This is a genomic window from Burkholderia cepacia ATCC 25416 (assembly GCF_001411495.1).
Classification (GTDB): Bacteria; Pseudomonadota; Gammaproteobacteria; order Burkholderiales; family Burkholderiaceae; genus Burkholderia; species Burkholderia cepacia.
Map to the genome: position 1 here is coordinate 80,155 of NZ_CP012982.1, position 23,656 is coordinate 103,810.

At 68.1% G+C, this 23,656-nt stretch carries 19 protein-coding genes; 10 read left to right on the forward strand and 9 right to left on the reverse strand.

The window, feature by feature from the left end; translation table 11 throughout:
• Positions 1–108: 108 nt before the first annotated feature.
• Together APZ15_RS17860 and APZ15_RS17865 are read left to right on the forward strand one after the other, a co-directional pair.
• Positions 109–1,104 carry an arabinose ABC transporter substrate-binding protein gene (locus APZ15_RS17860; protein WP_027791427.1) on the forward strand — a complete coding sequence of 332 codons (996 nt, stop codon included), beginning with the start codon at positions 109–111 and terminating at the stop codon, positions 1,102–1,104.
• A 19-nt stretch (positions 1,105–1,123) separates the two neighbouring features.
• Entirely contained in the window at positions 1,124–1,888 is a 765-nt protein-coding gene (locus APZ15_RS17865) for an SDR family oxidoreductase (RefSeq protein ID WP_027791426.1), read from the forward strand.
• Between the two features lie 58 nt (positions 1,889–1,946).
• On the opposite strand, the gene APZ15_RS17870 is transcribed toward APZ15_RS17865, so the two are convergent.
• From APZ15_RS17870 to APZ15_RS17885, 4 genes are all read right to left on the reverse strand, one after another.
• Positions 1,947–3,662 carry a cation:proton antiporter domain-containing protein gene (locus APZ15_RS17870; protein ID WP_021164046.1) on the reverse strand — a complete coding sequence of 572 codons (1,716 nt, stop codon included), beginning with the start codon at positions 3,660–3,662 and terminating at the stop codon, positions 1,947–1,949.
• A gap of 208 nt (positions 3,663–3,870) precedes the next feature.
• Positions 3,871–5,283, reverse strand: coding sequence for a cytochrome c (locus APZ15_RS17875; protein WP_027791425.1), 1,413 nt, complete (start codon positions 5,281–5,283; stop codon positions 3,871–3,873).
• Positions 5,280–7,058 carry a GMC family oxidoreductase gene (locus tag APZ15_RS17880; protein WP_021163240.1) on the reverse strand — a complete coding sequence of 593 codons (1,779 nt, stop codon included), beginning with the start codon at positions 7,056–7,058 and terminating at the stop codon, positions 5,280–5,282. The genes APZ15_RS17875 and APZ15_RS17880 overlap by 4 nt, the downstream gene beginning before the upstream one ends.
• On the reverse strand, positions 7,058–7,795 hold the full coding sequence (locus APZ15_RS17885; RefSeq protein ID WP_027791424.1) for a gluconate 2-dehydrogenase subunit 3 family protein: 738 nt from the start codon (positions 7,793–7,795) through the stop codon (positions 7,058–7,060). The genes APZ15_RS17880 and APZ15_RS17885 overlap by 1 nt, the downstream gene beginning before the upstream one ends.
• 604 nt (positions 7,796–8,399) lie before the next feature.
• Between APZ15_RS17885 and APZ15_RS17890 the strand changes: the two genes are divergently transcribed.
• Positions 8,400–8,984: an RNA 2'-phosphotransferase gene (locus tag APZ15_RS17890; protein WP_049097443.1), complete on the forward strand. Its 585-nt coding sequence runs from the start codon at positions 8,400–8,402 to the stop codon at positions 8,982–8,984.
• A gap of 9 nt (positions 8,985–8,993) precedes the next feature.
• Here the strand turns inward: APZ15_RS17890 and APZ15_RS17895 are convergent, their stop codons facing one another.
• The gene (locus APZ15_RS17895; RefSeq protein ID WP_027791422.1) at positions 8,994–9,410 is read right to left on the reverse strand and encodes a DUF3995 domain-containing protein; all 417 of its coding nucleotides are present in this window, start codon (positions 9,408–9,410) and stop codon (positions 8,994–8,996) included.
• Positions 9,411–9,711: 301 nt separating this feature from the next.
• Between APZ15_RS17895 and ald the strand changes: the two genes are divergently transcribed.
• Positions 9,712–10,827 (forward strand): alanine dehydrogenase, encoded by a 1,116-nt coding sequence (ald, locus tag APZ15_RS17900; RefSeq protein WP_027791421.1) that lies wholly within the window; start codon positions 9,712–9,714, stop codon positions 10,825–10,827.
• A gap of 48 nt (positions 10,828–10,875) precedes the next feature.
• On the opposite strand, the gene polX is transcribed toward ald, so the two are convergent.
• The 4 genes from polX to APZ15_RS17920 all read right to left on the reverse strand — a co-directional run bounded on the left by polX (position 10,876) and on the right by APZ15_RS17920 (position 15,773).
• On the reverse strand, positions 10,876–12,642 hold the full coding sequence (gene polX / locus APZ15_RS17905; RefSeq protein ID WP_027791420.1) for a DNA polymerase/3'-5' exonuclease PolX: 1,767 nt from the start codon (positions 12,640–12,642) through the stop codon (positions 10,876–10,878).
• A gap of 157 nt (positions 12,643–12,799) precedes the next feature.
• Entirely contained in the window at positions 12,800–13,192 is a 393-nt protein-coding gene (locus APZ15_RS17910; RefSeq protein WP_034196043.1) for a TraR/DksA family transcriptional regulator, read from the reverse strand.
• 380 nt (positions 13,193–13,572) lie between these two features.
• A complete protein-coding gene (locus tag APZ15_RS17915) occupies positions 13,573–14,988 on the reverse strand; it encodes an undecaprenyl-phosphate glucose phosphotransferase (protein ID WP_027791418.1) in 1,416 nt (471 codons plus the stop codon).
• A 2-nt stretch (positions 14,989–14,990) separates the two neighbouring features.
• A complete protein-coding gene (locus APZ15_RS17920; protein ID WP_027791417.1) occupies positions 14,991–15,773 on the reverse strand; it encodes a Crp/Fnr family transcriptional regulator in 783 nt (260 codons plus the stop codon).
• 923 nt (positions 15,774–16,696) lie between these two features.
• Here APZ15_RS17920 and APZ15_RS17925 point away from each other — a divergent pair.
• The 6 genes from APZ15_RS17925 (at position 16,697) to APZ15_RS17950 (ending at position 23,616) form a co-directional block, all read left to right on the forward strand.
• Positions 16,697–17,479, forward strand: a complete 783-nt coding sequence (locus APZ15_RS17925; RefSeq protein ID WP_027791416.1) for a Crp/Fnr family transcriptional regulator — start codon at positions 16,697–16,699, stop codon at positions 17,477–17,479.
• A 189-nt stretch (positions 17,480–17,668) separates the two neighbouring features.
• Complete coding sequence (locus APZ15_RS17930) at positions 17,669–17,920, forward strand: acyl carrier protein (protein ID WP_006490451.1); 252 nt, start codon at positions 17,669–17,671, stop codon at positions 17,918–17,920.
• Positions 17,917–19,113, forward strand: coding sequence for an acyl-CoA dehydrogenase family protein (locus tag APZ15_RS17935; RefSeq protein WP_027791415.1), 1,197 nt, complete (start codon positions 17,917–17,919; stop codon positions 19,111–19,113). Before APZ15_RS17930 ends, APZ15_RS17935 begins: the two co-directional genes overlap by 4 nt.
• Positions 19,110–20,084 carry an amino acid--[acyl-carrier-protein] ligase gene (locus APZ15_RS17940; RefSeq protein ID WP_027791414.1) on the forward strand — a complete coding sequence of 325 codons (975 nt, stop codon included), beginning with the start codon at positions 19,110–19,112 and terminating at the stop codon, positions 20,082–20,084. The genes APZ15_RS17935 and APZ15_RS17940 overlap by 4 nt, the downstream gene beginning before the upstream one ends.
• Positions 20,081–21,139: a DUF1839 family protein gene (locus APZ15_RS17945; RefSeq protein WP_027791413.1), complete on the forward strand. Its 1,059-nt coding sequence runs from the start codon at positions 20,081–20,083 to the stop codon at positions 21,137–21,139. Before APZ15_RS17940 ends, APZ15_RS17945 begins: the two co-directional genes overlap by 4 nt.
• Positions 21,136–23,616 carry a glycoside hydrolase family 2 protein gene (locus APZ15_RS17950; protein WP_027791412.1) on the forward strand — a complete coding sequence of 827 codons (2,481 nt, stop codon included), beginning with the start codon at positions 21,136–21,138 and terminating at the stop codon, positions 23,614–23,616. The genes APZ15_RS17945 and APZ15_RS17950 overlap by 4 nt, the downstream gene beginning before the upstream one ends.
• Positions 23,617–23,656 lie beyond the last annotated feature (40 nt).

The following is a 23,656-nucleotide window of genomic DNA, read 5'->3' on the forward strand; positions in this document are numbered from 1 at the left end:
TAGGAACGCCGCGCATCATTTGAGCGTTCCCGCTCCCTCCTCCTACAATTTTTCCGCGTGTCGGGCAGCCCTGCCCGTGCGCGCGACTACAAAAAAGGAGAGAGACGCATGCGATTCCACTGGAAGACGCTCGCACTGGCCATCGCGAGCGCGGCGCTGGTCGGCGGGGTACCCGCCCATGCCGCCGACCCCGCCGACGTCAAAATCGGCTTCCTCGTCAAACAGCCGGACGATCCGTGGTTCCAGGACGAATGGCGCTTCGCCGACCAGGCGGCGAAGGAAAAGCATTTCACGCTGATCAAGATCGCAACGCCGAGCGGCGAAAAGGTATCGACCGCGCTCGACAGCCTCGCCGCGCAAAAGGCACAGGGCGTGATCATCTGCGCACCCGACGTGAAGCTCGGCCCCGGCATCGCGGCGAAGGCGAAGCGCGCGGGGATCAAGCTGATGTCGGTCGACGACCAGCTCGTCGACGGCCGCGGCGCACCGCTCCAGGGCGTGCCGCACATGGGCATCTCCGCGTACAAGATCGGCCAGCAGGTCGGCCAGGCGATCGCGGACGAGACGAAGCGGCGCGGCTGGAACCCGGCCGAGGTCGGCATCATCCGGATCGCATACGACCAGTTGCCGACCGCACGCGAACGCACGACCGGCGCGGTCGATGCGCTCAAGGCCGCCGGCTTCCCGGCCGCGAACGTGATCGATGCGCCAGAAATGACGGCCGACACCGAAGGCGCGTTCAACGCGGCGAACATCGCGCTCACCAAGCATGCGAATTTCAAGCGCTGGGTCGCGTTCGGCTCGAACGACGACACGACGGTCGGCGCGGTGCGCGCCGCCGAGGGGCGCGGCATCGGCGCGGACGCGATGGTCGCGGTCGGCATCAACGGCAGCCAGATCGCGCTCAACGAATTCGCGAAGCCGAAGCCGACGGGCTTCTACGGCTCGATCCTGCTGAATCCGCGCCAGCACGGCTACCAGACGAGCATCGACATGTACGACTGGATCACGAAGAACCAGGCGCCGCCGCCGCTCGTGCTGACGTCCGGCACGCTGATCACGCGCGACAACGAAAAGCAGGCGCGCGCCGCGCTCGGCCTGTGAGCCGGCACAAGGAGCCGACATGACACGCACCACCCTCGTGACGGGCGCCGCCGGCGGCATCGGCCAGGCGCTGTGCCGCACCTTCCTCGCGGCCGGCGACCGCGTGCTCGCGCTCGATCGCGACCGCGCGGCGCTCGACCGCTTCATCGATACGCTCGGCGACGCGCGCGTGACGCCGGTCGTCGACGACCTGACCGACGCCGAGCGGCTGCAATCGACGCTCGAATCGCATCCGCAAGCCGACGTGCTCGTCGCCAACGCGGGCACGGCCGCGTCGACCACGCTGCGCGACACGACGCCCGCCACCTGGCGCACGGATCTCGACGCGAACCTGACGGCCACCTACATGAGCGTCGAAGCCGTGCTGCCCGGCATGCGCGCACGCGGGCGCGGCGCAATCGCGATCATCGGTTCGGTCAACGGCGTGCATGCGCTCGGGCATCCGGCGTACAGCGCGGCGAAGGCCGGGTTGATCAGCTACACGAAATCGCTCGCGATCGAATTCGGCCGCGACGGCGTGCGCGCGAACATCGTGCTGCCGGGCACCGTGAAGACGCCCGCGTGGGAAGCGCGCGTGCAGCGCAACCCGCAGGTGTTCGAGCAATTGAGGAAGTGGTATCCGCTCGACGATTTCGCGACGCCGGACGACGTCGCGCAGGCCGCGCTGTTCCTGTGCTCGCCTACGGCGCGGATCATCACGGGCGTCGCGCTGCCCGTCGACGGCGGCCTGCTGGCCGGCAATCGCGTGATGGCGCAGGAGCTGACGCTCGAGACGTTCTACTGAAACCGAAGCACGCGGCGCCGGCGGCCGCACGGGCCGCCCGGCGCGCTGCCGCGCACCGTCAATGCGCGGCCGCGACCGGCTTCGCCATCCTGCCGAGCACGTGCTCGGTCATCCCGCGCGCGAGTTCGGTCTCGCCCATGAACACGGTGCCGATGCCCTCGTTCGACAGCAGCGCGGCCTCGTCGCCGCTGTTCGTGCACAGCACGACCTCGAGCGCCGGGTTGAGCGTGCGCGAAATCTCAACGATCTGCCGTACGTCGAACACATCGGGCAGCGTGACGACCAGCATCCCGGCGCGCGCGATATGCGCCTGCACGAGCACGATCGGCTCGATCGCATCGCCCGACACGGCGGCAACGCCTTCCGCACGCAGTTTCTCGACGAGCTCGCGATTCTGCTCGACGACGACGTACGCGATGCCGCGCTCGTCGAGCGCATGGGCGATCCGCGTGCCGACCTTGCCGTAGCCGACGATCACGACCTGCCCGGTGAGATGCGTCTGCGGCGTCGACATCGGCAGCGCGGCGAGCGGATCGTCGCGCGCCTCGAGCTTGCGCGCGAACGCCGAATGCTTGCGGATCCACGCAAGCGCCGGATCGATCATCGCGAACAGCAGCGTGTTCATCGCGATCGAGATCAGCGCGACCGCGAGGATCAGGCTCTGCCCCTCGGCCGACAGCAGCCCGAGCGCACGGCCGAGCCCCGCGAGGATGAACGAGAACTCGCCGATCTGCGCGAGGCCCGCGCCGACCGTCAGCGCGGTATTCAGCGGATAGCGGAACGCAATCACGAGCGCGACCGCCGCGAGCGTCTTGCCGATCACCACGATCGCCGCGACCTCGATCACGTGCAGCGGCTCCGCGAGCAGGATCTTCGGGTCGAACAGCATCCCGACCGAAATGAAGAACAGCACCGAGAACGCATCGCGCAGCGGCAGCGTCTCGTCGGCCGCGCGCCGGCTGAACTCCGACTCGCGCATCATCATCCCGGCGAAGAACGCGCCGAGCGCGAACGACACGTCGAACAGCTTCGCCGCGCCGAACGCGATGCCGACCGCGGCCGCGATCATGCACAGCGTGAACAGCTCGCGCGAGCCCGTGCGCGCGACGAGCCACAGAATGCGCGGGAACACGCGCTTGCCGACCACCAGCATCAATGCGATGAACGCCGCGACCTTCAGCATCGTGACACCGAGCGTGCCCCACACGCTGCCGCCGGCCGCGTGCGCGTCGCCGGGCGGCGTGCCGCCGAGCAGCCCCGCGACGGGCGGCAGCAGCACGAGCACGAGCACCATCACGAGATCCTCGACGACGAGCCAGCCGACCGCGATGCGCCCGTTGACCGTCTCGACGAGCCCGCGCCCTTCGAGCGCACGCAGCAGCACGACGGTACTCGCCACCGACAGCGCGAGCCCGAACACGAGCGCCGCACCGACGCTCCAGCCCCAGGTGAGCGCGAGGCCGCCGCCGAGCAGCGTGGCCACCGTGATCTGGACGATGGCCCCCGGCAGCGCGATCTTGCGCACCGCGAGCAGATCGCCGAGCGAGAAATGCAGGCCGACGCCGAACATCAGCAGCATCACGCCGACTTCGGCGAGCTGCTGCGCGAGCGACAGGTCGCCGACGAAACCGGGCGTGCCGGGGCCGATCACGATCCCGGCGAGCAGATAGCCGACGAGCGGCGGCATTTTCAGCAGCGACGCGAAGTAACCGAAGACCATCGCGAGACCGAAACCGGCCGCGAGCAACGCAATCAGGCTGATGTCATGAGGCATCCCCCCTCCCGAGTTCTTGTAACGATTTAGTAAGGTTCAAGAACGAAAGGATAAGGGATGAGGCGGAAGAATGGCGCGCCGCCGCGAAAAATTCACGCGGCGGCGCGCCTTGGCGGGGTACAACCCCGGCGAAACGAAAGGCACCGCGCGGATCACGCGCCGCCTTGAAGCACATCGGACAGGCGGGACGGGCGCCCCGCCGCCCCCGTCAGCGCGACGCTTGCGGGAACCGCGCGCCCGGCGGCGGTTCGGGCCGGGTCGACGGCACGCTCTTGCGCACCTTCGCGACCTGCGCGGCGGTCACCGGCGCCCCCGTGTTGCCCCAGCTCGCGCGCACGAAGTTGGACACGTCCGCGACTTCCTGGTCCGACAGGCGCCAGCCGAACGGCGGCATCGTGAACGTCGACGGCGCGGTGCGCGTGCCCTGCAGCGCGCTGCCTTCCAGCACGACGTGGATCAGCGAGGTCGGATCGTCGCCCTGCACGACCGGGTTGCCGGCGAGCGCCGGGAACACGCGCGTGTAGCCATGGCCGTCGCTGCGGTGGCAGGCCGTGCAGTTGTCGCGATAGACGGCCGCGCCCGGCTTGCTCGCATCGCCGGCCTGCAGGGCCTTGGCAGCCGCCGCGTCGTACACGTGCGGCTGCTCGCCCTGCACGCGCGGCGGCAGCGTCTTCAGGTAGCGCGCGATTGCGTTCAGGTCGTCGTCGGTCATGTGCTGCATGCTGTGGCCGACCACGTCCGTCATCCCGCCGAATGCAGCCGCGCGCAGCGTGCGGCCCGTCTTCAGGAACTGCACGATCTCGGTTTCGTTCCACGTGCCGAGGCCCGTGCGCGGCTCGCCGCGCAGGCTCGTCGGCACCCAGCCGTCGATCGCCGCACCGCCGGCCAGGAAGTCCGGGCCGTCCGCGTCGGTCAGCCCGCGCTCCTGCATCGTCGGCGCACGCGGCGTGTGGCACGCACCGCAGTGGCCGAGACCCTGCACGAGATACGCGCCGCGCGCGACCACCGGATCGGCGTACGGCGCCGCGTCGAACGGCTTCGGCGTCGGGGCGAACATCTTGCGCCAGATCGTAAGCGGCCAGCGCATCGACAGCGGCCACACGATGTCGACCGCACGGTTCTCGTGCTCGACGGGCGCGACGCCGTGCATGAAGTACGCGTACAGCGCCTTCATGTCGTCGTCGGTCAGGCGCGCGTACGACGGGAACGGCATGGCCGGATACATCGTGTCGCCGTTCTTGCGCACGCCTTCGCGCACCGCGCGCGTGAAGTCCTCGTAAGTCCAGCCGCCGAGGCCCGTCTTCGGGTCCGGCGTGATGTTCGTCGAATAGATGCCGCCGATCGGCGTGTCGAATTTCAGCCCGCCCGCGAACGGCTTGCCGCCGCTCGCGGTATGGCACGCGATACAGTCGCCCGCGCGCGCGAGGTATTCGCCGCGCTTGATCAGGTTCGCGTCGGCGGATCGGGCCGCGGGTGCAGTCACCGGGCCGGAAGCCGCCGCAGGCGCAGCCGGCTGTGCGAATGCCGTCGAGCCTGCGAAGCCGAGCGCGGCCCAGGCCGCGCCGGCCGCCAGCGCGCGCGACATCCGGCGCGCGACGTTGTGGTTCATCGTCCTCTTCATACGGTCACCAGCGGAGCGGGATTTTTCAGGTATTGCTCGCGGATCGCACGTGCCGACCAGTAGGCCAGCGCCGCGATGATCCCGGTCGGGTTGTAGCCGATGCCCTGCGGCAGCGCCGATGCGCCCATCACGAACACGTTGTGCACGTCCCAGCACTGCAGGTAACGGTTCAGCACGCTCGTCTTCGGGTCGGTACCCATGATCGCGCCGCCGACGAGGTGGGTCGTCTGGTACGCGCGCGAATCGAAGTGCTTGCCGAACTCGCGCGTCGACACGCCGATCGCCTTCGGCCCCATCGCCTCCGCGATCTTCTTCATCTGCCCGGTCACGTACTGCGCCATCTTGATGTCGTTGTCCTTCCAGTCGAAGGTCATCCGCAGCAGCGGCTGGCCGTACGAATCGCGATAGGTCGGATCGAGGTCGAGGTACACGTCGCGATACGACATGTTGGTGCCGTGCGCGTCCATCGAGATCGTGTGCGCGTAGTTGTCCTTGACCGCCTTCTTCCACGCCGAGCCCCACTGCGGCGTACCGGGCGGCGTCGCGATGCCGCTGATCGGCTTCACGCCGGCCTGGTTCACCCACAGCGGCGAGCCGCCGACGAAGCCGAGCGGGCCGTGGTCGAAGTTGTCCGCGTTGAAATCGTCCACCGCGACGCCGTTGCCGCCCGCGCCGATGAACGGATTCGTATAGGTGTCCTTGTCGAAGAACGCCTTGATCGTCGACAGGTTCTGGTACGCGAAATTGCGACCCACCACGCCTTCGCCCGAGATCGGGTCGTACGGCTTGCCGATGCCCGACAGCAGCAGCAGGTGCACGTTGTGGTACTGGAACGCGGCCACGATCACGAGATCGGCCGGCTGGTGCACTTCACGCCCGGCCGGGTCGACATAGGTCACGCCCGTCGCGCGCTTCTTCGTGTCGTCGAGGTCGACGCGCAGCACGTGGCACTTCGAGCGCAGCTCGAAGTTCGGCGCCTGCTTCAGCGCGGGCAGGATGTTCAGGTTCGGCGACGCCTTCGAGTACATGTAGCACGCGTAACCGCTGCAGTAGCCGCAGAAGTTGCACGGACCCATCTGTACGCCGTACGGGTTCGTGTACGGGCCCGACGTGTTCGCCGACGGCAGCCGGTACGGATGCAGGCCGAGCGACTTCGCTGCATCGGAGAAGCGCTGCGCCGAATACGTGTTGAGCTGCGCGGGCAGCGGGAAGTTGTCGCTGCGGTTCGCTTCGAACACGTTGCCGTCGCCGACCACCTTGCCGCCGACCTTGTACGCCTGCCCCGACGTGCCGAACACCTTCTCCGCGAAATCGAAATGCGGCTCGAGTTCGTCGTAGGTCACGCCGGTGTCCTGGATCGTCATCCCTTCGGGGATGAACTTCTTGCCGTAGCGCTCTTCATAGTGGCTGCGCAGGCGCAGCTCTTCCGGCGTGATCCGGAAATGCACGCCCGACCAGTGCAGCCCCGCACCGCCCACGCCTTCACCCGGCAGGAACGCGGCGAGCTGCCGGTACGGCAGCGCGGTGTCCTGCAGCCCGTGGCGGATCGACACCGTCGTCTTCGACAGGTCGAGGAACAGCTTCTTGCGGATGTTGTAGGTCAGTTCGTCGATCGTGTTCGGATACGCGCCGTCCGGATAGGTGTCGCGATACTCGCCGCGCTCGAGCGCGACCACGTTCAAGCCCGCTTCGGTCAGTTCCTTCGCGAGAATCGCGCCGGTCCAGCCGAAGCCGACGATCACCGCATCGACATGCGGTTTTTTCTCTGCGGCCATCAGCTGCGCTCCCCGTTGATCGAGACGGGGCCGTACGGATAGGGCTTGCCGCTCTGGTTGACGAAATCCATGAAGTCCGCGCGTGCGCCGGGAAAACCGATCATCTTCCACGCGGCCATGTCGTGATTGCCGCCATGCACCGGATCGCAGAAATAGCCTTCGCGCGTGTTCTGCAGCAACTGGCCGAAGAACACGCCGGGCGGCACGTCGTCGATCTGCGCGCCGCCCTTCTCCAGCGCGCCGAGCACGGTGTCGCGCGTCGGCGCGTCGAGATCCGCGAACGCCTTGCCGTGGGTCTTCTCGCAATAGCGGTTGACCGCCGCGATACCAAGCCGGTAGATGTCGCGCGGCACCAGCTTCAGCTGGTAGCCAAGCTCGGGCACACCTTGCTGGAACGGCCCCAGCATGTACCAGGTCGCGCCGTGCGCATACGGCGTCTCCATCTGGCGGTCGATGAATTCGGGCACGCCCGATTCGAGCGCGCCGGGGCCTTCGGCGTCGGCCGGAATCAGCCGGTCGACGGCGGCCTGGACGAACGCCCATTCCTTCGCATCGAAGAAGGTCGGCTTGTACGGGGCGCGTTCGGCGCTGGCTGATGCACCGGGCGCGTTGCCGGTCGTCGCGGAAGGCGACGACGAGCGCAGGTCGCAGCCGGCGACCGACGCGATCGGCACGAGCGCGACCGACGTGCGCAGGAAACGGCGGCGCGAGTTGGGTTTGTCAGGTGGCGTGGACATGGTCGGATGTTGATCGTTGGGGATCTCGGGGCCCGGACGCGCGCACTCCGCATGCGGCATGTCCGGCATGGCAGCCTTGCCGCAACCGGCTGGCCGTCCTGTTCTTTCGTCTGTTGCGAACAACCTCGATGCAGGCGCCGCCCGTGCAATGCGCGGCAGCGCCTTCATGCGGCCGCGCATCGCGCCGGTTCAGGCTGCGCTGCACGGATCGGCTTCTTTGTGAGCCCTATCGTCTGACAAATACCGACATCTGCCTGCATCTGCCCCTCATCGCTCATGACCCTCATTCAACTTAGACGCCGCGTTTGCCGACAGCAAGCGCAACGTGCACGACCCTCTTTCGGGCCCGGCGACAAGTGCCGCGAATTATATATGGAACCGGTTCCATTCAAAGGTACGCCAATGCAATTCAATGCATCGAAAATCGCAACAATTGAAAAATCCGGAAGCCGGAACGCGAAAGGATTCGCGCGATTACCCGCCGACACGGGCGTCAGGCAAAGGATTGTCGTGTGTCGGGTTTCGCGGAAGGCTGTGGCTTTCCAGCCACGCGGCGCACCCGTGGGTGCCGGTCTGCATCGCGCTCTGGTAGCCTCCGCGTCTCATGAGACCACGGAAGAATGAACTGCCGGCGGTCGACGCGACCCGCATCAGCCGAACCCTCAGCTACCTGCTGCGCCACGCGCCGCAAACGATCGGGCTGCGGCTCGACCCGGAAGGCTGGGCCGACATCGACGAACTGATCGCCGGCATCGCCCGCCTGGGGCATCCCGTCGATCGCGCGACGCTCGAAACCGTCTGCGCGACCAACGACAAGCAGCGCTTCGCCCTGTCCGACGACGGCCGACGCATCCGCGCGGTACAAGGCCATTCGACGCCCGTCGTGCAGCGCCGCTATCCGGCCGCGCAACCGCCCGAGCGCCTCTATCACGGCACCGCGACGCGCTTCCTGGATTCGATTCGGGCGCAAGGGCTGATACCCGGCGCCCGTCATCACGTGCATCTGTCGCCTGACGTCCGGACCGCGCTGGCCGTCGGCACGCGCTACGGCGTGCCCGTGATTCTCGAGGTCGATGCGCAGCGCATGCATCGGCAGGGCCACACGTTCTTCGTCGCCGAAAACGGCGTATGGCTGACGGATGCCGTGCCGGCGGAATACCTTACGGAGCGGGACGCGCCTGCGCGCTGAGACGCGCGTTCACCGCGGCCAGAACATCGACGCGATGGACAGCGCCAGCGCCGCGCACAGCGGCGAGTAATACAGCGTGTCCATCCGTGCGAAACGCGACCCGCGAATCCGCTTGAAGAAGCCGACGTAACGGAAATCGCCGACGGCCCGCACCGCGAAGATCAATGCGAGCGCAACGACCGCGAACGAGATCGTGCCGGGATACGGGTTCGGCCCCAGCCAGCCGGCCCGCGCGGCAACCACGCACGCACCGCCCAGCAATGCCGCCGCGACGGCGAGCGTGCCGATGGCGGTCGGCCGCAGCAGCGGCTCGCCGTCCTGCTCCGGAATGGCCGCACGCTTGCCGCGCCGCCCGCCCAACGCCCAGTACACGTGAATGAGCGCGATCGCGCAAAGCGTCGGCACGCTGAAATACGCCCCGGTCATGTCGGTCAATGCCCTCGTCTCGTTGTGTCGTTATCTCGACGTGCTGCCGGCAAAACGCCGGCGCGCGGCCCCGGGCCGCGACACACATGACGATACCGAAACCCGGCAGCGCGCGCATTGCGACCTCCGGTCGCAACCCGCCAAGACGGATGTTGCAACGCGGTGCGCACGGGCCGGCCGCTTGACTTCCCCCCGCGCACTACTACCCTGTTATTCCAGTACCGCGGTCGATACGCATCCGCGCGATCGGCCGCACGGCGCACCTGCACGACAACGATAACGAAGGCCATGGAGGCGACTCATGCTGATCGGCGTGCCGAAGGAGATCAAGAACCACGAATACCGTGTCGGCCTCACGCCGGCCGGCGCGCGCGAACTCACTCGGCACGGCCACCGCGTGCTGGTGCAGCGCGGCGCGGGCACCGCGATCGGCCTGCTCGACAACGACTACACGGCCGCGGGCGCATCGCTCTGCGACGGCGCCGACGAAGTCTTCGCGCGCGCCGACATGATCATCAAGGTCAAGGAGCCGCAGCCGGCGGAATGCGCGATGCTGCGGCGCGGGCAGATCCTCTACACGTACCTGCATCTCGCGCCCGATCCCGGACAGGCCGCGGCACTCGTGAAATCCGGCGCCGTCTGCATCGCGTACGAAACCGTGACGGGCCCGGGCGGCGGCCTGCCGCTGCTCGCGCCGATGAGCGAGGTGGCCGGGCGCATGTCGATCCAGGTCGCGGCGACCCACCTCGAAAGCCCGCGCGGCGGGCGCGGCCTGCTGATGGCCGGTGTGCCCGGCGTGCCGGCCGCGCACGTCGTCGTGCTCGGCGCGGGCGTGGTGGGCACCGGCGCACTGCAGATGGCGGTCGGCCTCGGCGCGCGCGTCACCGTGCTCGACACCAACGTGAACCGGCTGCGCCAGCTCGACCTCGTGTTCGCCAACCGGATCGCGACCGTCTGCTCGAACGCGCACACGATCGACGAAGCCGTGCGCGATGCCGACGTCGTGATCGGCGCCGTACTCGTGCCGGGCGCATCGGCGCCGCGGCTCGTCACGCGCGACATGATCGCGACGATGCGCACGGGGGCGGTCGTCGTCGACGTCGCGATCGACCAGGGCGGATGCTTCGAGACTTCGCATGCGACGACGCACGCGGACCCGACCTTCGTCGTCGACGGCGTCGTGCACTACTGCGTCGCGAACATGCCCGGCGCGGTCGCGCGCACGTCGACCTTCGCGCTGAACAACGCGACGCTCGGGCACGCGCTCGCACTCGCCGACAAGGGCTGGAAGCAGGCGATGACCGACGATCCGCATCTGCGCGCTGGCCTGAACGTGTGCGACGGACACATCACGTACGAAGCGGTCGCACTGGCGCTCGGCCTGCCCTACGTGCCGGCGGCCGGCGTGCTGGCATGACGTGACCGCCTTCTCGCACGGCGGGCGGCTCGCGCCCGCCTGCCGCGTTCATGCGCCCTTCGAGCCGTGGCGCCTGGACGCGCCGTCTACTCCCATCGTGCGTGCAAGCAGCGGCCTCAATTGCGCGAGCGTGCGCGTGTTCAGCACGTCGGGCCGCGTCAGCCAGCCGCGTCGCGCCTGATCGACGCCGTATGCGAGATTGTCGAGTTCGTCCGTGCTGCACGCATCCGAGCCGATCGCCACCGGCACGCCGGCCTTCGCGGCCTCGCGGCACCAGATGTCCGGCAGGTCGAGCCGCCGCGGCTGCGCATCGAGTTCGACGAAACAGCCGCGCGCCGCGGCATGCGCGATCACGCGTGCCACGTCGAGTTCGCATGCGGCGCGCTCGCCGAGCATGCGGCCCGTCGGGTGCGCGAGAATCGTGAAATGCGGCTGGTCCATCGCGTGCAGCACGCGCGCGGTCTGCGCGTCGAGCGACAACTCGAAGCCGTCGCGTACCGCACCGACCACGAGATCGAGCCGGCCGAGCAACGCGTCGGGCACGTCGAGGCTGCCGTCCTCGAGAATGCCGGCCTCCACGCCCTTGAGCAGCACGAAATCGTCGAACGACGCGTTCAGGCGGTCGATCTCGTCGAGTTGCCGGGCAAGCCAGTCGAAGCCGTTGCGGCCGCCGCCGGCATCCGGTGCCCGGTCGGTGATGGCCAGGTACGCGAATCCGCGCGCGCGTGCCGCATCGGCCATCGCGCGCAAGCTGTCGCGGCCGGCCGATACGTCGGTATGCGCATGCAGGTCGCCATGCACATGCTTGCGCTCGACCAGCGCCGGTAGCGCGCCCGCGCGCGCCGCGTCGATCTCGCCACGATCCTCGCGCAATTCGGGCGGAACTTCGTGCAGCCCGATCGCCGCGTACACCGACGCCTCGGTCGCGCCGGCAATCCGTTCGTCACCGCGAAACACACCATATTCGTTGATCTTCAGCCCGCCGGCCTGCGCGATCCTGCGCAACGCGATGTTGTGCGCCTTCGATCCGGTGAAGTAGACGAGTGCCGCGCCGAACGCATCGGCATCGACGACGCGCAGGTCGACCTGCAACCCGCTCGCGAGCACGACGCTTGACTTCGTCTTGCCGTGCGCCAGCACGAGCGCCACCTCGCCGTAACCGACGAACGCGTCGGCGACGGCCTGCGGATCGCGTGCGGTGACGAGGATGTCGAGATCGCCGACCGTCTCGCGGCGGCGGCGGAAGCTGCCGGCCGGCACGGCCTTGCCGACACCCGCAATCGCGCGCAGGCGTTCGAGCAGCGGCAGCAGCGCGTGCGCCGCATCCGGCAGCAGGAAGCGTCGGGGTTCGCGTTGCAGCCGGTCGTTGATCGCTTCGAGCAGATGGGCTTCGGTTTTCGCGCCGAAGCCGGGCAATTCACGCACGTGCCCGCTCTTCGCCTCGGCGCGAAGCTGTTCGAGCGAATCGACGTGCAGCGCGTCATGCAGCGCCTTCACGCGTTTCGCGCCGAGCCCCGGCACGTCGAGCAGCTCGACGATCGCGCCCGGCAGCGCGTGACGCAGCGTTTGCTGGAGTTCGCAGGTGCCGGTCGCGGCGATCTCGCGCAGCTTCGACGCGAGATCGGGCCCGATCGACGGAATCTTCCCGAGATCGTCGCCGTTCGCGATCATCGTCGCGATATCGCGCCCGTAGTCGGCGATCGTGCGCGCGGCGTTGCGATACGCACGCACCCGGAACGGATTGGCGCCCTGGATCTCGAGCATGTCGGCGATCTCGGCGAACACGGCCGCACACCCGGCATTGTGGATCGGCATGATCGGCGTGGCTCCCTTCCCTCCCTTCCACGTGGATGGTGCCGCGCGTGTGCGCGACGCCGTCTGCCCGCGCGGTGCCGCATGCCGACGCCGCCGGGCGCACGTTCGTCATCGTACGCCGGCCGTGCGTCGCGTGCAGCGACGTTGCGGCGCGACGTCAGAGGGTGGCGCGCGGCGTCGTGGCGTAGTGCCGCTCGTAGATCGACTGGCAATGCGTGCAGCGTTCGGCGGCCGGGCGCGCCAGCAGGCGCTCGTAGCCGACCGAACCGTCGCAGTCGATGCATTCGCCGTAGCTGCCGTCGCGCATCCGCTGCTGCGCGCGGCCGACCGCGCGCAGTTCGGTCAGTTTCATGCCGATCAATGCGTGATCGACGTCGACGAACAGGTCCGCATTCGCCTCGTCGCCCTCGTCCGGCGCCGCGCCGGCGAGATCTGCATAGGATTCCGACGCGCGCTGGTCTTCGCTCGTGCGTATCTCCGCACGTAACGTCTGCTCGCTCTCGTTCAGCCGCTGTTTCAGCGTCTGCCGTTGTTGTGCGTCGAGCGCCATGGCCGTCTCTCCTGTTCCGGGTTCCGCGCGGAAAATGGTCGCGCGCAGTGTCGCGCCGGTGTGCGGCGGGCAAGGTTCGACCGGCGCCGCCGCGCCACGGATACGCGCCCGGACGCATCAGGCGCCGGACGCATTCGATGCAGGATAAACCCATTGCACACGCGTGTGTTGACCGGAATCAGCGTGCCCCGCGATGCACGTGAAGGCTTGCGGAAACTGGGGACGGACGCGAAAACACGATGCAGGATTCACGCAGCAACGCCCGTCAGCGCAGCCGCAGCGCAGCAATTCGCCGCATGATCGCGTCTGTCCTTCGGTTCGGCATCGATCCACCGACGGATTCGCCGGCGTGATTTACCGCACCGGACGATTCGCAATCCTCAAAAGGCATTCCGGCCGATGAACCCTCGCACGACCGTCAACAGGATGATCTTCATGTCGAACCAGAAGCTCCAGTTCTGCATGTAGAACAGGTCGAACTTGACGCGCGCCTCCATCGCCTCGACCTTGCGCGTCTCGCCGCGATAGCCGTTCACCTGTGCCCATCCGGTGATGCCGGGCCGCACGCGGTAGCGGTACATGTAGCAGTCGATCAGTTGCCGGTAAAGGTCGTCGTGTTCGATCGCATGCGGACGCGGGCCGACGACCGACATCTGCCCGAACAGCACGTTGAAGAACTGCGGCAGCTCGTCGAGCGACGTGCGCCGCAGGAACGCGCCGACGCGCGTGATGCGCGCATCGTTGCGCGATGCCTGCCGCACGACGCCCGGTTGTGCGCGATGCACGCGCATCGTCCGGAACTTCAGGATGTCGAACTCCCGGCCGTCGACGCCCTTGCGGCGCTGCCTGAACAGCACGGGCCCCGGCGACGACAGCTTGACCGCGATCGCCAGCATCGACAGCAGCGGCAGCAGCGGAATCAGCACACCGAATGCGAACAGCCGGTCGAACGCGAACTTCGCCCACAGCTCCGGGGCCGAGCGCGGCGTGGTCGCGAGATTGATCGCCGGCATGCCGAGCACGTCGGTGGCCGAGCGATCGACCATCGCCATCTGCCGCACGTCGGGCAGCAGCCGCAATTCCACGAACTCGTCGCGCAACTCACGGACGATGCGCTGGATCCGCCACTCTTGCGACATCGGCAGCGTGAGCCATACCTCGTCGATCTCGCCACCGCGAATCAGGTCGCGCAGTGCGTTCCAGTCGTCGATCACCGGCACGCCGCCGATGCCGCCGGCGGCAGCCGGCGCGTCGTCATCGAATACGCACGCCGCCACGAAAGGGCCCTGCGGCGCGAGCTGCATCCGCTCGACCGCGACACGCCCGTACGCCGTCGCACCGACCACCGCGACGCGGCGCTGCCGCGCGCGCGGGTCGTCGCGCGTCAGTGCCAGCGCCAGCAGCGCGGCACGGCCGAGCAGCAGCGCCGCGTCGCCGGCCAGCACCGTGCGTGCGATCCAGCGTGTCGTGATCGTGCCGCCGCGGTTCATGATCCACATCGCGGCGCCCACCGTCAGCACGCTCGCGCAGACGAGCGCCACGATCGTCTGCGTCAGCGCATGCGTGCCGCCTTGCGGTGCCACGCTGCCGCGCACGGTGCGCAGGTAGCGCGGCAGCAACGCCACGGTCAGCACGCACAGCAGCGCGATCGCGCCGCGCTGCGCGTCGGACAGCGCGCGCCACGCGAGGCCCGAGGCCGCCTGCGCCGCGAGCGCGCCGGCCAGCACGAGTACGGCGTCGGTCGCTGCGATCGCGGCACGCCGCATCGCATTCGTTCCACCGAACCTCGGCTGCATCGTCACGCACCATGTGCGGGGAACCCGCGATGCCCGTCCGGCATGCGGGGCCGAACGGGTGTCGGCCTCGCCGTCTCGCGGGTGCCGAGCAGCCTGCGATAGTCGGCGCGAATCAGGTCGTAGCATTCGCACGCGTGATGTTCGAGGCCGTCGCGGTCGAGCACCGTGATGCGGCCGCGGCGCTGCCGGATCAGTCCGGCTTCCTGCAGGTTGCCGGCCGCTTCCGTCACGCCTTCGCGCCGCACGCCGAGCATGTTCGCGATCGTCTGCTGCGTGACCGCCAGTTCGTCGCCGTCGATGCGGTCGTGCGCGAGCAGCAGCCAGCGGCTGAGCTGCTCGCTGACCGAGTGATGCCGGTTGCACAGCGCGCTGCGCGAGATCTGCGCCATCGCGGCCTGGCAGTAGCTGAGCAGCAGCCGGTAGGTCGCCGGCGACCGCTCGAATTCGGCGCGCATCACGCAGCTCGGCACACGATAGGCCATCCCGCCGATGCGAACCTCGATCCGGTGCGACGCCGCGGCGCCACCGACCAGCGTCGCCAGACCGACCACTCCCTCGCGGCCGACCTGCGCCACTTCGACCATCGCACCGTCCTCCATCAGGTGCTGCACCGACATCATCGACGTCGTCGGGAAATGCACGTGGCGCATCGGTTCGCCGACCCGCTCGAGCATCCCGGCCTTGATCCTGACCAGTTCGAGATGCGGTGCGATGGTGCGGATGCTGTCCTCCGGGAGGGCATCGAGGATGGCATTCGCCGAGTAGCTCGAGTGAAGATGAAGCATGTCTGTATCCCTTTTATCGTTCGCGCCGCTTGCAGCCGCGGGCACGGAACTCGTTATCGCGATGCGCGCCCGGACGTCGGCGGTGGTTGCGGCCCACAACCCTGATTCCGACCGACCCTCGGCTCATTGCCGCCGGATCGAATCGGCCGTCCCGTTTCGACACGCCAGCCCGAATAAGCGATTTACGTGCCAAACCTTGTCCATCCTTAATATGTGAATCACGCCCGATTTAGATCGCCCGAATTACCGGCTCAAAACCAGAAAAAGCGTCTCATTTCCGGACACTCTTCCGGGCGCCGGACACCGCGAGCTATTTGACTGATCATTTCCCCTGCATCGAACCAAGACAGATACGGCGGGGCTGCCAGGCTTGTCGCTCATATACTTACAGTCGATTTTCAATTGTTTCCGTGATGTGCCCTGCAGCACTTCGCTGCGGCATCATGCCTCGCACGGCCGTTTGAAACTGTCTCAAATTTGAATCGACACACTAAATTCAGGCTCTGTTACCTGACGCACATTTCGCTCGTACACAATTGATTTTTATGGATATTTTTGCGAGCTACATCCGATTGTCAAATAATGTTCAATGTCCGCCCGGCACTTTCTCCGCACGAAGCACGGCATCGTTCGATTGATTCCCGTTCGACATCGAATGAATGCCAAACGTCCCATTCGATTTCCGGATGATTAATTTCACTAAAACGAATCATTAAATCCGGATAACATTCCCACCCGCCAAAAATCGTCAAACTTTGTGAAATGACGCAATGTGCAATTGATCGAATTCAATGGCGTGTTAGCCTTTTCGCGAGTATCGTCACTCCATTTCTGACGAACACAAGTCCGCACGATCGTGCGAATTCCCCATTTTCGGGGTATTGCCGAGACGACGCGCGACCGCCACCCTACGAGGATGCGCCGTGACTCACCAGGCCCCTGACACCGTCGCGTACGCGAACGGCATGATCGAGCTTTCTCACAGCTTCGATGCGAACCGGTTTCTCGCGGCCGTCGACCGCGACGAGCTCGCGACATTCGCCCCCCACCTTCAACTTGTCCACCTGAAATCGGGGCAAGTGCTCTGCGAGCCCGGCGAAATGCTCGCCGCGGTCTACCTGCCCGTCACGACCGCGATTTCGCTGCAGTACGTGTCGTCCGGCGGCATGACGCTGGAAGTCGCGGAGATCGGCAGCGAGAGCGTGGCGTGCGACGACGTGATCGGCGGCAGCGGCCGGATGCCCTGCCGGGCAGTGGCCTGCCGCGACGGTTTCGCCTACCGGCTCGACCGGCGCGTGTTCGCCGCCGCGTTCGACGCGTCGCCGGTCATTCGCCATCTCGTGTTCGTCTGCGTGCGGCTGCTGATGGCGCAGGTCTCGCAGATCACGTTCTGCAGCCGTCATCACGTGCTCAAACATCAGTTATGCAGATGGTTCCTGCTCGCGTACGACCGGACCCGCAGCATCGAGATCCAGGTGACGCACAGCATGCTGGCGCAGATGCTCGGCGTGCGGCGCGAAACGGTCACCGATGCCGCCGGCGAGATCCAGAAGCTGGGCCTGATCCGGCAATACCGGAGTTCGATCGAGCTCGCCGACCTCGACGGTCTCGAGAAGATGTCGTGCGGCTGCCGCGCGATCGTGCGTGACGAGATGAAGCGCATCCTGTCGGCCGACTCGGGTGTGCCGGCCGCTTCGCGCGCCTGACCCGCCTCCCGCCTGCCCGCGCGGCGCTTCGGCGCTGCGCTTCCTCTGTACGCAGGGTTAGCGGTTTGTAGGGTGGCGAACAGAACGCCGTGCCTGCCAATGGTCTACTGATGCCGGACTGCCGGGGGGACGTCAGCGCGTATGCCGCGTCTGCCCGAGCGGACGACACCACGCACGCCGGAGCAGCACGTGAAAAACGAAATCAGAACCATCCTCAAGCACGTCGCCCACCTCGAAGCCGCGATCGATTCGATCGGCGACGGGGACGACCTCTACGAAGCGGGCCTCTCGTCGCTCGATACGATCCAGCTGATGCTCGCGATCGAGAAGCAATTCAACATCGAGATTCCCGACGAGATGCTGAACCGCAACCTGTTCCGCAGCATCGACGCGCTCGCGGACACGATCGCCACGCTGCAACGCACCGAGCATTCCGCATGAGCGCGCTGCTTCCCGAACTCGCGACCGACAGCGATGCGCGTCGGCTCGACGAGGCCGCGCATGCCGTCGCGCAGATCGCCGCGCAACACGCGGACGCGGTCGACCGCGACGCGCGCTGCCCCGTCGAGGCGATCGAGGCGATGCGCGCGCGCCGCCTGCTCGGCGCAATGGTGCCGACCCATCTCGGCGGCGCTGGCGCGTCGCTGGAGGACATCGCGTCGGCCTGTTCGATTCTCGGCCAGGCCTGCGCGTCGTCGGCCATGGTGTTCGCGATGCACCAGATCCAGGTCGCCTGCATCGTCGACCACGCGGTCGACCAGGGCTGGCACAAGCTGTTCCTGCAGCAACTCGTGCGCCACCAGTGGCTGCTCGCATCGGCTACGTCGGAAAACGGCGTCGGCGGCAACCTGCGCGCGAGCCAGTGCGCGCTCGAAACCGACAACGGCGAGTTCCGGCTGCGCAAATCCGCGCCGACGATCTCGTACGGCGACTATGCGGACGGCATCCTCGCGACCGCACGACGCGATGCGGACGCTCCGGCTTCCGAGCAGGTGCTCGTCACGCTGCTGCGCGACGGCTACACGCTCACGCGCCGCGGCGAATGGGACACGCTCGGGATGCGCGGCACCTGCAGCAACGGTTTCGAGCTCGACGCGCAAGGCGCCGCCGTCCAGTGCCTGCCGGTGCCGTTCGCGAAGATCGCCGAGGAAACGATGGTGCCGGTGTCGCACATCCTGTGGGCCGCGGTCTGGATCGGCGTGGCCGGCGACGCGTTCCATCGCGCGCACCAGTTCTTCCGCGCGCAGGCACGCCAGACCGACGGGGCACCGTCGCCCGCGTCGCGACGCATCGCCGAATCGCTCGCGCTGATGCAGGCGATGCAGGCCCGCGTCGACAACGTGCTGCGCCTCCATGCGAATGCGACCGCGCGCTCGTGGTCGGCCGGGATGGCCTGGGCCGCCGAGATCAACACGCTGAAGACCTACGTGTCGACGACCGCGCTGGAAGTCGCGCACCAGGCCATGATGATCTGCGGGATGGCCGGCTACAAGCAAGGCACGCCGTTCAGCATCGGCCGCCACATTCGCGACCTGCATGCGGCGCCGCTGATGATCAGCAACGACCGCATTGCCACCAACACCTCGAACCTGCTGCTCGCGCTGCGTCCTGCGACGCTGGAGAAACATACGTGAACGATCGCCTTGCCGTGCCCTCCGCCGCCTCCGCTCCCGCCGACGCACCGCTCGACCGCGCGGGCGTCAACCCGCTGCGCGACGAACTGATCGACGCGGGCCTGCTGGTCTCGACCGGCATTCAAGGCCTGTTCGGCCGCAGCGAACGGTTCGAGCGCGTCGTGGAAGCGCTCGACGCGTTCGTCACGCGCATCGGCGCCGACCAGCAGGCCGAAGTGCTGCGCTTTCCGCCGGCCATGAGCCGCATCGAGTTCGAGCGCAGCGAATACATGAAGAGCTTCCCGCAGCTCGCGGGCAGCGTGCATGCGTTCTGCGGCGACGAACGCCAGCACCAGCGCGTACTGCAGTGCCTCGATCGCGGCGACGACTGGACGGAAAGCCAGAAGCCGACCTATGTCGTGATGACGCCGGCCGCGTGCTACCCCGTCTACCCTGTCGTGGCGCGCGCGGGCGCGCTGCCGGCCGACGGCCGGATCGTCGACGTATTCTCGTACTGCTTCCGCCACGAGCCGTCGCTCGATCCGACCCGCATGCAGTTGTTCCGGATGCGCGAATACGTGCGGATCGGCACGCCCGAGCAGATCGTCTCGTTCCGCGAGACCTGGATCGAACGCGGCACGCGGATGATCGAGGCGCTGCGCCTGCCCAACGCGATCGACCTCGCGAACGACCCGTTCTTCGGGCGCGGCGGCAAGATCGTCGCGAACAGCCAGCGCGAGCAGAACCTGAAGTTCGAGCTGCTGATCCCGATCGAGCACGACGATCGCCAGACCGCCTGCCTGAGCTTCAATTACCACATGGACCATTTCGGGCTGCTGTGGAACATCCGCACCGCGACGGACGAGGTCGCGCACACGGGCTGCGTCGGCTTCGGCCTCGAACGGCTCACGCTCGCGCTGTTCCGCCACCACGGCTTCGACATCGATGCATGGCCGCGTGAAGTCCGCGACGTTCTGTGGGGCACGCGATGAGATTCGTGTCCCGCGACGGCGAAGACGCGTCGTTCGAGGATGTGCGTCACCGTGCGCGCCACTACCGGCCACATCCGCTGCACAGCCAGGAGATGGTCTGGAAGCAGACCAACTGCTACGTCGACATGTGGCTCGAAGTGCTCCGGTGGTGGGGCTTCAATCCGTACGCGGCGTTGCCGTTCACGATCGCGCTCGATTTCGAGGGCGACCAGTTCACGTTCTTCAAGTTTCCGCACGACGAACTGGAGCGGCTGTACGGCATCGTCGTGCAGGAGCACTCGATCTACGAACCGCTCGACCGGCACATCGAGACGCAGGTCGCGCGCGGTCACCTGATGATCGTCGAAGTCGACGCGTGGTTCCTGCCCGATACGCGCGGCAGCAGCTACCGCACGCAGCACACGAAGACGACGATCGGCATCGATGCGATCGACCGCGCGAATCGCCAGATCGGCTACTTCCACAACAGCGGTTATTACGTGGCCGAGGATTTCGACTACGACGGGCTCGTCGGCGGCAGCTCGCCGATGACGCTGCCACCCTATGTCGAATGCGCGAAACGGCGGTTTGCGCCGCTCGACGAACGCACGCTGTGCGAGACGTCGCTCGCCGCGCTGCAGCGCCACCTGCGGCGCCTGCCGGTGGTCGACCCGATCGCCGCGTTCCGGCGGCAGTTGCAGACCGACGCGCGGACGCTCGCCGATTCGCCGCTCGAGCGCTTTCATGCGTACTCGTTCAACTCGGTGCGGCAGCTCGGCGCGAACTTCGAGCTGTTCGGCCATTACGCGCGCTGGCTGCAGGCCAGCGGCTGCGTCGGGCCGTTCGCCGAGATCCGCGCCGCGTGCGACCGTATCGCGTCCGAAGCGATGGTGCTGGAATTCCGGCTCGCACGCGCCTGCGCGCGCGGCAAGGAAGAACGCGGCGATTCGACGCTCGAAGCGATCGAGGCCGCCTACGCGGACGTGGTCGCGTGCGCGCGGCAGATCGGCTTGCCGCTGCGGCACATGACGCCCGTGCACAGCGACACGGCGGCACCCGTGCCGGTCATGCGGTGACGCGCACGCGCGCCCTGCCCGCGTGGTCGATGCTGGCGACGGCCGCGGGGGCCGCGCGGGAACCGCGCGATCTCCCGGCCGCCGGCAACGGCTGGATTCCGGCGGCCGTGCCCGGTACCGTGGCACAGTCGCTCGCGCTCGCCGGCCGGCTCGACGAAGCCGTATCGCTCGACGAACGCGACCACTGGTACCGGATCGAACTGCGCGGACACGGGCCGCGCGTGCTGCGCTTCCACGGCCTCGCGACGCTCGCGCAGGCGTGGCTCGACGACACGCCGATCCTCCGCTCCGACAGCATGTTCGTCGCGCACGACGTGCCCGTGTCGCTCGACGGGTCGCACCGGCTGACCCTCTGTTTCCGCGCGCTCGCCCCGCACCTGCGCGACGCGCGCGCGCCGCGCCGCGCGCGCTGGCGCACGCGCCTCGCGGAGCCGGCAGCCCTGCGCACGATCCGCACTTCGCTGTTCGGGCACATGCCGGGCTGGTTTCCGCCGCATGTGCCGACCGGCCCGTGGCGGCCCGTGGACGTGCTCGATCCGGCCGACGGGCCCGTTCTCGCCGATTGCAACCTGCACGCGCGCATCGAAGGCGACACCGGCTGGCTCGACGCGGACCTGACGTTCGCCGCGCCGCTGCCCGACGCGCTCGCGGCACGGCTGTCGTGCGGCCAGCACCACGCCACGCTCGAACGTGCGGGCCCCGATCGCCTGCGCGCAAGCGTCGCGGTGCCCAACGTGTGCCGCTGGTGGCCGCATACGCACGGCGAGCCGGTGCTGTACGACATCGCGCTGCATATCGGCGCCGAGCGTCGGCCGCTCGGCGCGACGGGCTTTCGCACGATCGAGGTCGACCCCGGCGCCGACGGCAAGGGCTTCGGGCTGCGCGTCAACGGCGTGCCCGTGTTCGCGCGCGGCGCGTGCTGGAGCAGTGCCGCGCCGCTCGCGCTGCACGCGGACGACGCCACCTACGCCCGCCTGCTCGGGCTCGCGCGCGACGCCGGCTTCAACATGATCCGCGTCGGCGGCACGATGACCTACGAGGCCGATGCCTTTCATGCGTGGTGCGACCGGCTCGGCCTGCTGGTCTGGCAGGATTTCATGTTCGCGAACTTCGACTACGCGCTCGACGACCCCGCGTTCGCGGACAACGTCGATCGCGAAGCCCGACAGTTCCTCTCGCGTCACGGCGCATCGCCGTCGCTTGCCGTCCTGTGCGGCGGCAGCGAGATCGCGCAGCAGGCCGCGATGTCCGGGCTCGGGCCGAAGCAGCGCTTCCTCGAGCTCACCGCCGACCGGCTGGCCGGCCATGCGGCCGCATGCCGGCCCGACGTCCCGTACGTGCCCGATTCGCCCGACGGCGGCGTGCTGCCGTTCATGCCGCGTGAACGCGTGTCGCACTATTACGGTGTCGGTGCCTACCTGCGCCCGCTCGATGACGCGCGCCGCGCGGACGTGCGCTTCGCGAGCGAATGCCTCGCGTTCTCGAACGTGCCATGCGACGCGACGCTCGCCGAGCTCGGCTGGCCCGGCGTGCACGAGCCGCGCTGGAAAGCCGCCGTGCCGCGCGACCCCGGCACGTCGTGGGATTTCGAGGACATTCGCGACCACTATCTGCAGACGCTGTACGACGTCGTGCCCGACCGGTTGCGGCGCGAGGATCCGGCGCGCTACTTCGAACTGTCGCGCGCAGTGGTCGCCGACGTGATGCGCGAGACGTTTTCCGAATGGCGGCGCACCGGCTCGCGCTGCGCCGGCGCGCTGGTCTGGCAGTTCCAGGACGTGATGCCGGGTGCGGGCTGGGGCGTAATCGACGCCGCGCACCGGCCGAAATCGGCGTGGCATGCGCTGCGCCAGGTGCTGCAACCCGTACAGGTGCTGCTCGTCGACGAAGGCCTGAACGGGCTCGACGTGCATGTCGTCAACGAGCGCCCCGCGCCGCTGTCGGCGGCGCTCGAACTGGTCGCGCTGCGCGACGGCCGCACGGCGGTTGCACGGGCCGGCTGCCCGGTTCGGATCGCCGCGCACGACACGGTGCGGATCGGTTCGGCCGAGCTGCTCGGCCGCTTCTTCGACTGGACCTACGCGTACCGCTTCGGGCCCTGCGAACACGACACCGTCGTCGCGACCCTGCGCGGCGACGACGGCACCCTGCTGTCGCAGGCATTCCATTTCCCGTCCCGTACGCATCCGGCGGTGCTGGCGCGCCGCGAACTCGGGCTGGAGGCGTGTGTATCGCGCACCGGCGACACGTGGCACGTCGACATCGATACACGGCACGTCGCACGCCATGTGCAGATCGATGCGCCGGGATTCGTGCCGCGCGACGACTGGTTCCATCTCGCGCCCGGCACGCCGGCGCGGGTGGTGCTCGTTCCGCTTGGAACGGCCGGGAAGAATGGGGCCGCGGATGGGCCGCCGGCCGTGGAAATCCGCGCCGTGAACGCCGCGCGCGCGGTGCGCGCCACGCAGGCCGGTTGACGCGGCGCGCGCGGCTGCGCAAGCCGCGAGCGCCGCAGTC

What these genes read in the sequence shown, in the direction of transcription:
- APZ15_RS17920 (WP_027791417.1), bottom strand. Translation starts at nt 15,773, where the DNA reads ATGCTTCATCTTCACTCGAGCTACTCGGCGAATGCCATCCTCGATGCC.
- APZ15_RS17865 (WP_027791426.1), top strand. Translation starts at nt 1,124, where the DNA reads ATGACACGCACCACCCTCGTGACGGGCGCCGCCGGCGGCATCGGCCAG.
- ald (WP_027791421.1), top strand. Translation starts at nt 9,712, where the DNA reads ATGCTGATCGGCGTGCCGAAGGAGATCAAGAACCACGAATACCGTGTC.
- APZ15_RS17885 (WP_027791424.1), bottom strand. Translation starts at nt 7,795, where the DNA reads ATGTCCACGCCACCTGACAAACCCAACTCGCGCCGCCGTTTCCTGCGC.
- APZ15_RS17895 (WP_027791422.1), bottom strand. Translation starts at nt 9,410, where the DNA reads ATGACCGGGGCGTATTTCAGCGTGCCGACGCTTTGCGCGATCGCGCTC.
- APZ15_RS17915 (WP_027791418.1), bottom strand. Translation starts at nt 14,988, where the DNA reads ATGCAGCCGAGGTTCGGTGGAACGAATGCGATGCGGCGTGCCGCGATC.
- APZ15_RS17910 (WP_034196043.1), bottom strand. Translation starts at nt 13,192, where the DNA reads ATGGCGCTCGACGCACAACAACGGCAGACGCTGAAACAGCGGCTGAAC.
- APZ15_RS17875 (WP_027791425.1), bottom strand. Translation starts at nt 5,283, where the DNA reads ATGAAGAGGACGATGAACCACAACGTCGCGCGCCGGATGTCGCGCGCG.
- polX (WP_027791420.1), bottom strand. Translation starts at nt 12,642, where the DNA reads ATGCCGATCCACAATGCCGGGTGTGCGGCCGTGTTCGCCGAGATCGCC.
- APZ15_RS17945 (WP_027791413.1), top strand. Translation starts at nt 20,081, where the DNA reads ATGAGATTCGTGTCCCGCGACGGCGAAGACGCGTCGTTCGAGGATGTG.
- APZ15_RS17890 (WP_049097443.1), top strand. Translation starts at nt 8,400, where the DNA reads ATGAGACCACGGAAGAATGAACTGCCGGCGGTCGACGCGACCCGCATC.
- APZ15_RS17870 (WP_021164046.1), bottom strand. Translation starts at nt 3,662, where the DNA reads ATGCCTCATGACATCAGCCTGATTGCGTTGCTCGCGGCCGGTTTCGGT.
- APZ15_RS17860 (WP_027791427.1), top strand. Translation starts at nt 109, where the DNA reads ATGCGATTCCACTGGAAGACGCTCGCACTGGCCATCGCGAGCGCGGCG.
- APZ15_RS17880 (WP_021163240.1), bottom strand. Translation starts at nt 7,058, where the DNA reads ATGGCCGCAGAGAAAAAACCGCATGTCGATGCGGTGATCGTCGGCTTC.
- APZ15_RS17935 (WP_027791415.1), top strand. Translation starts at nt 17,917, where the DNA reads ATGAGCGCGCTGCTTCCCGAACTCGCGACCGACAGCGATGCGCGTCGG.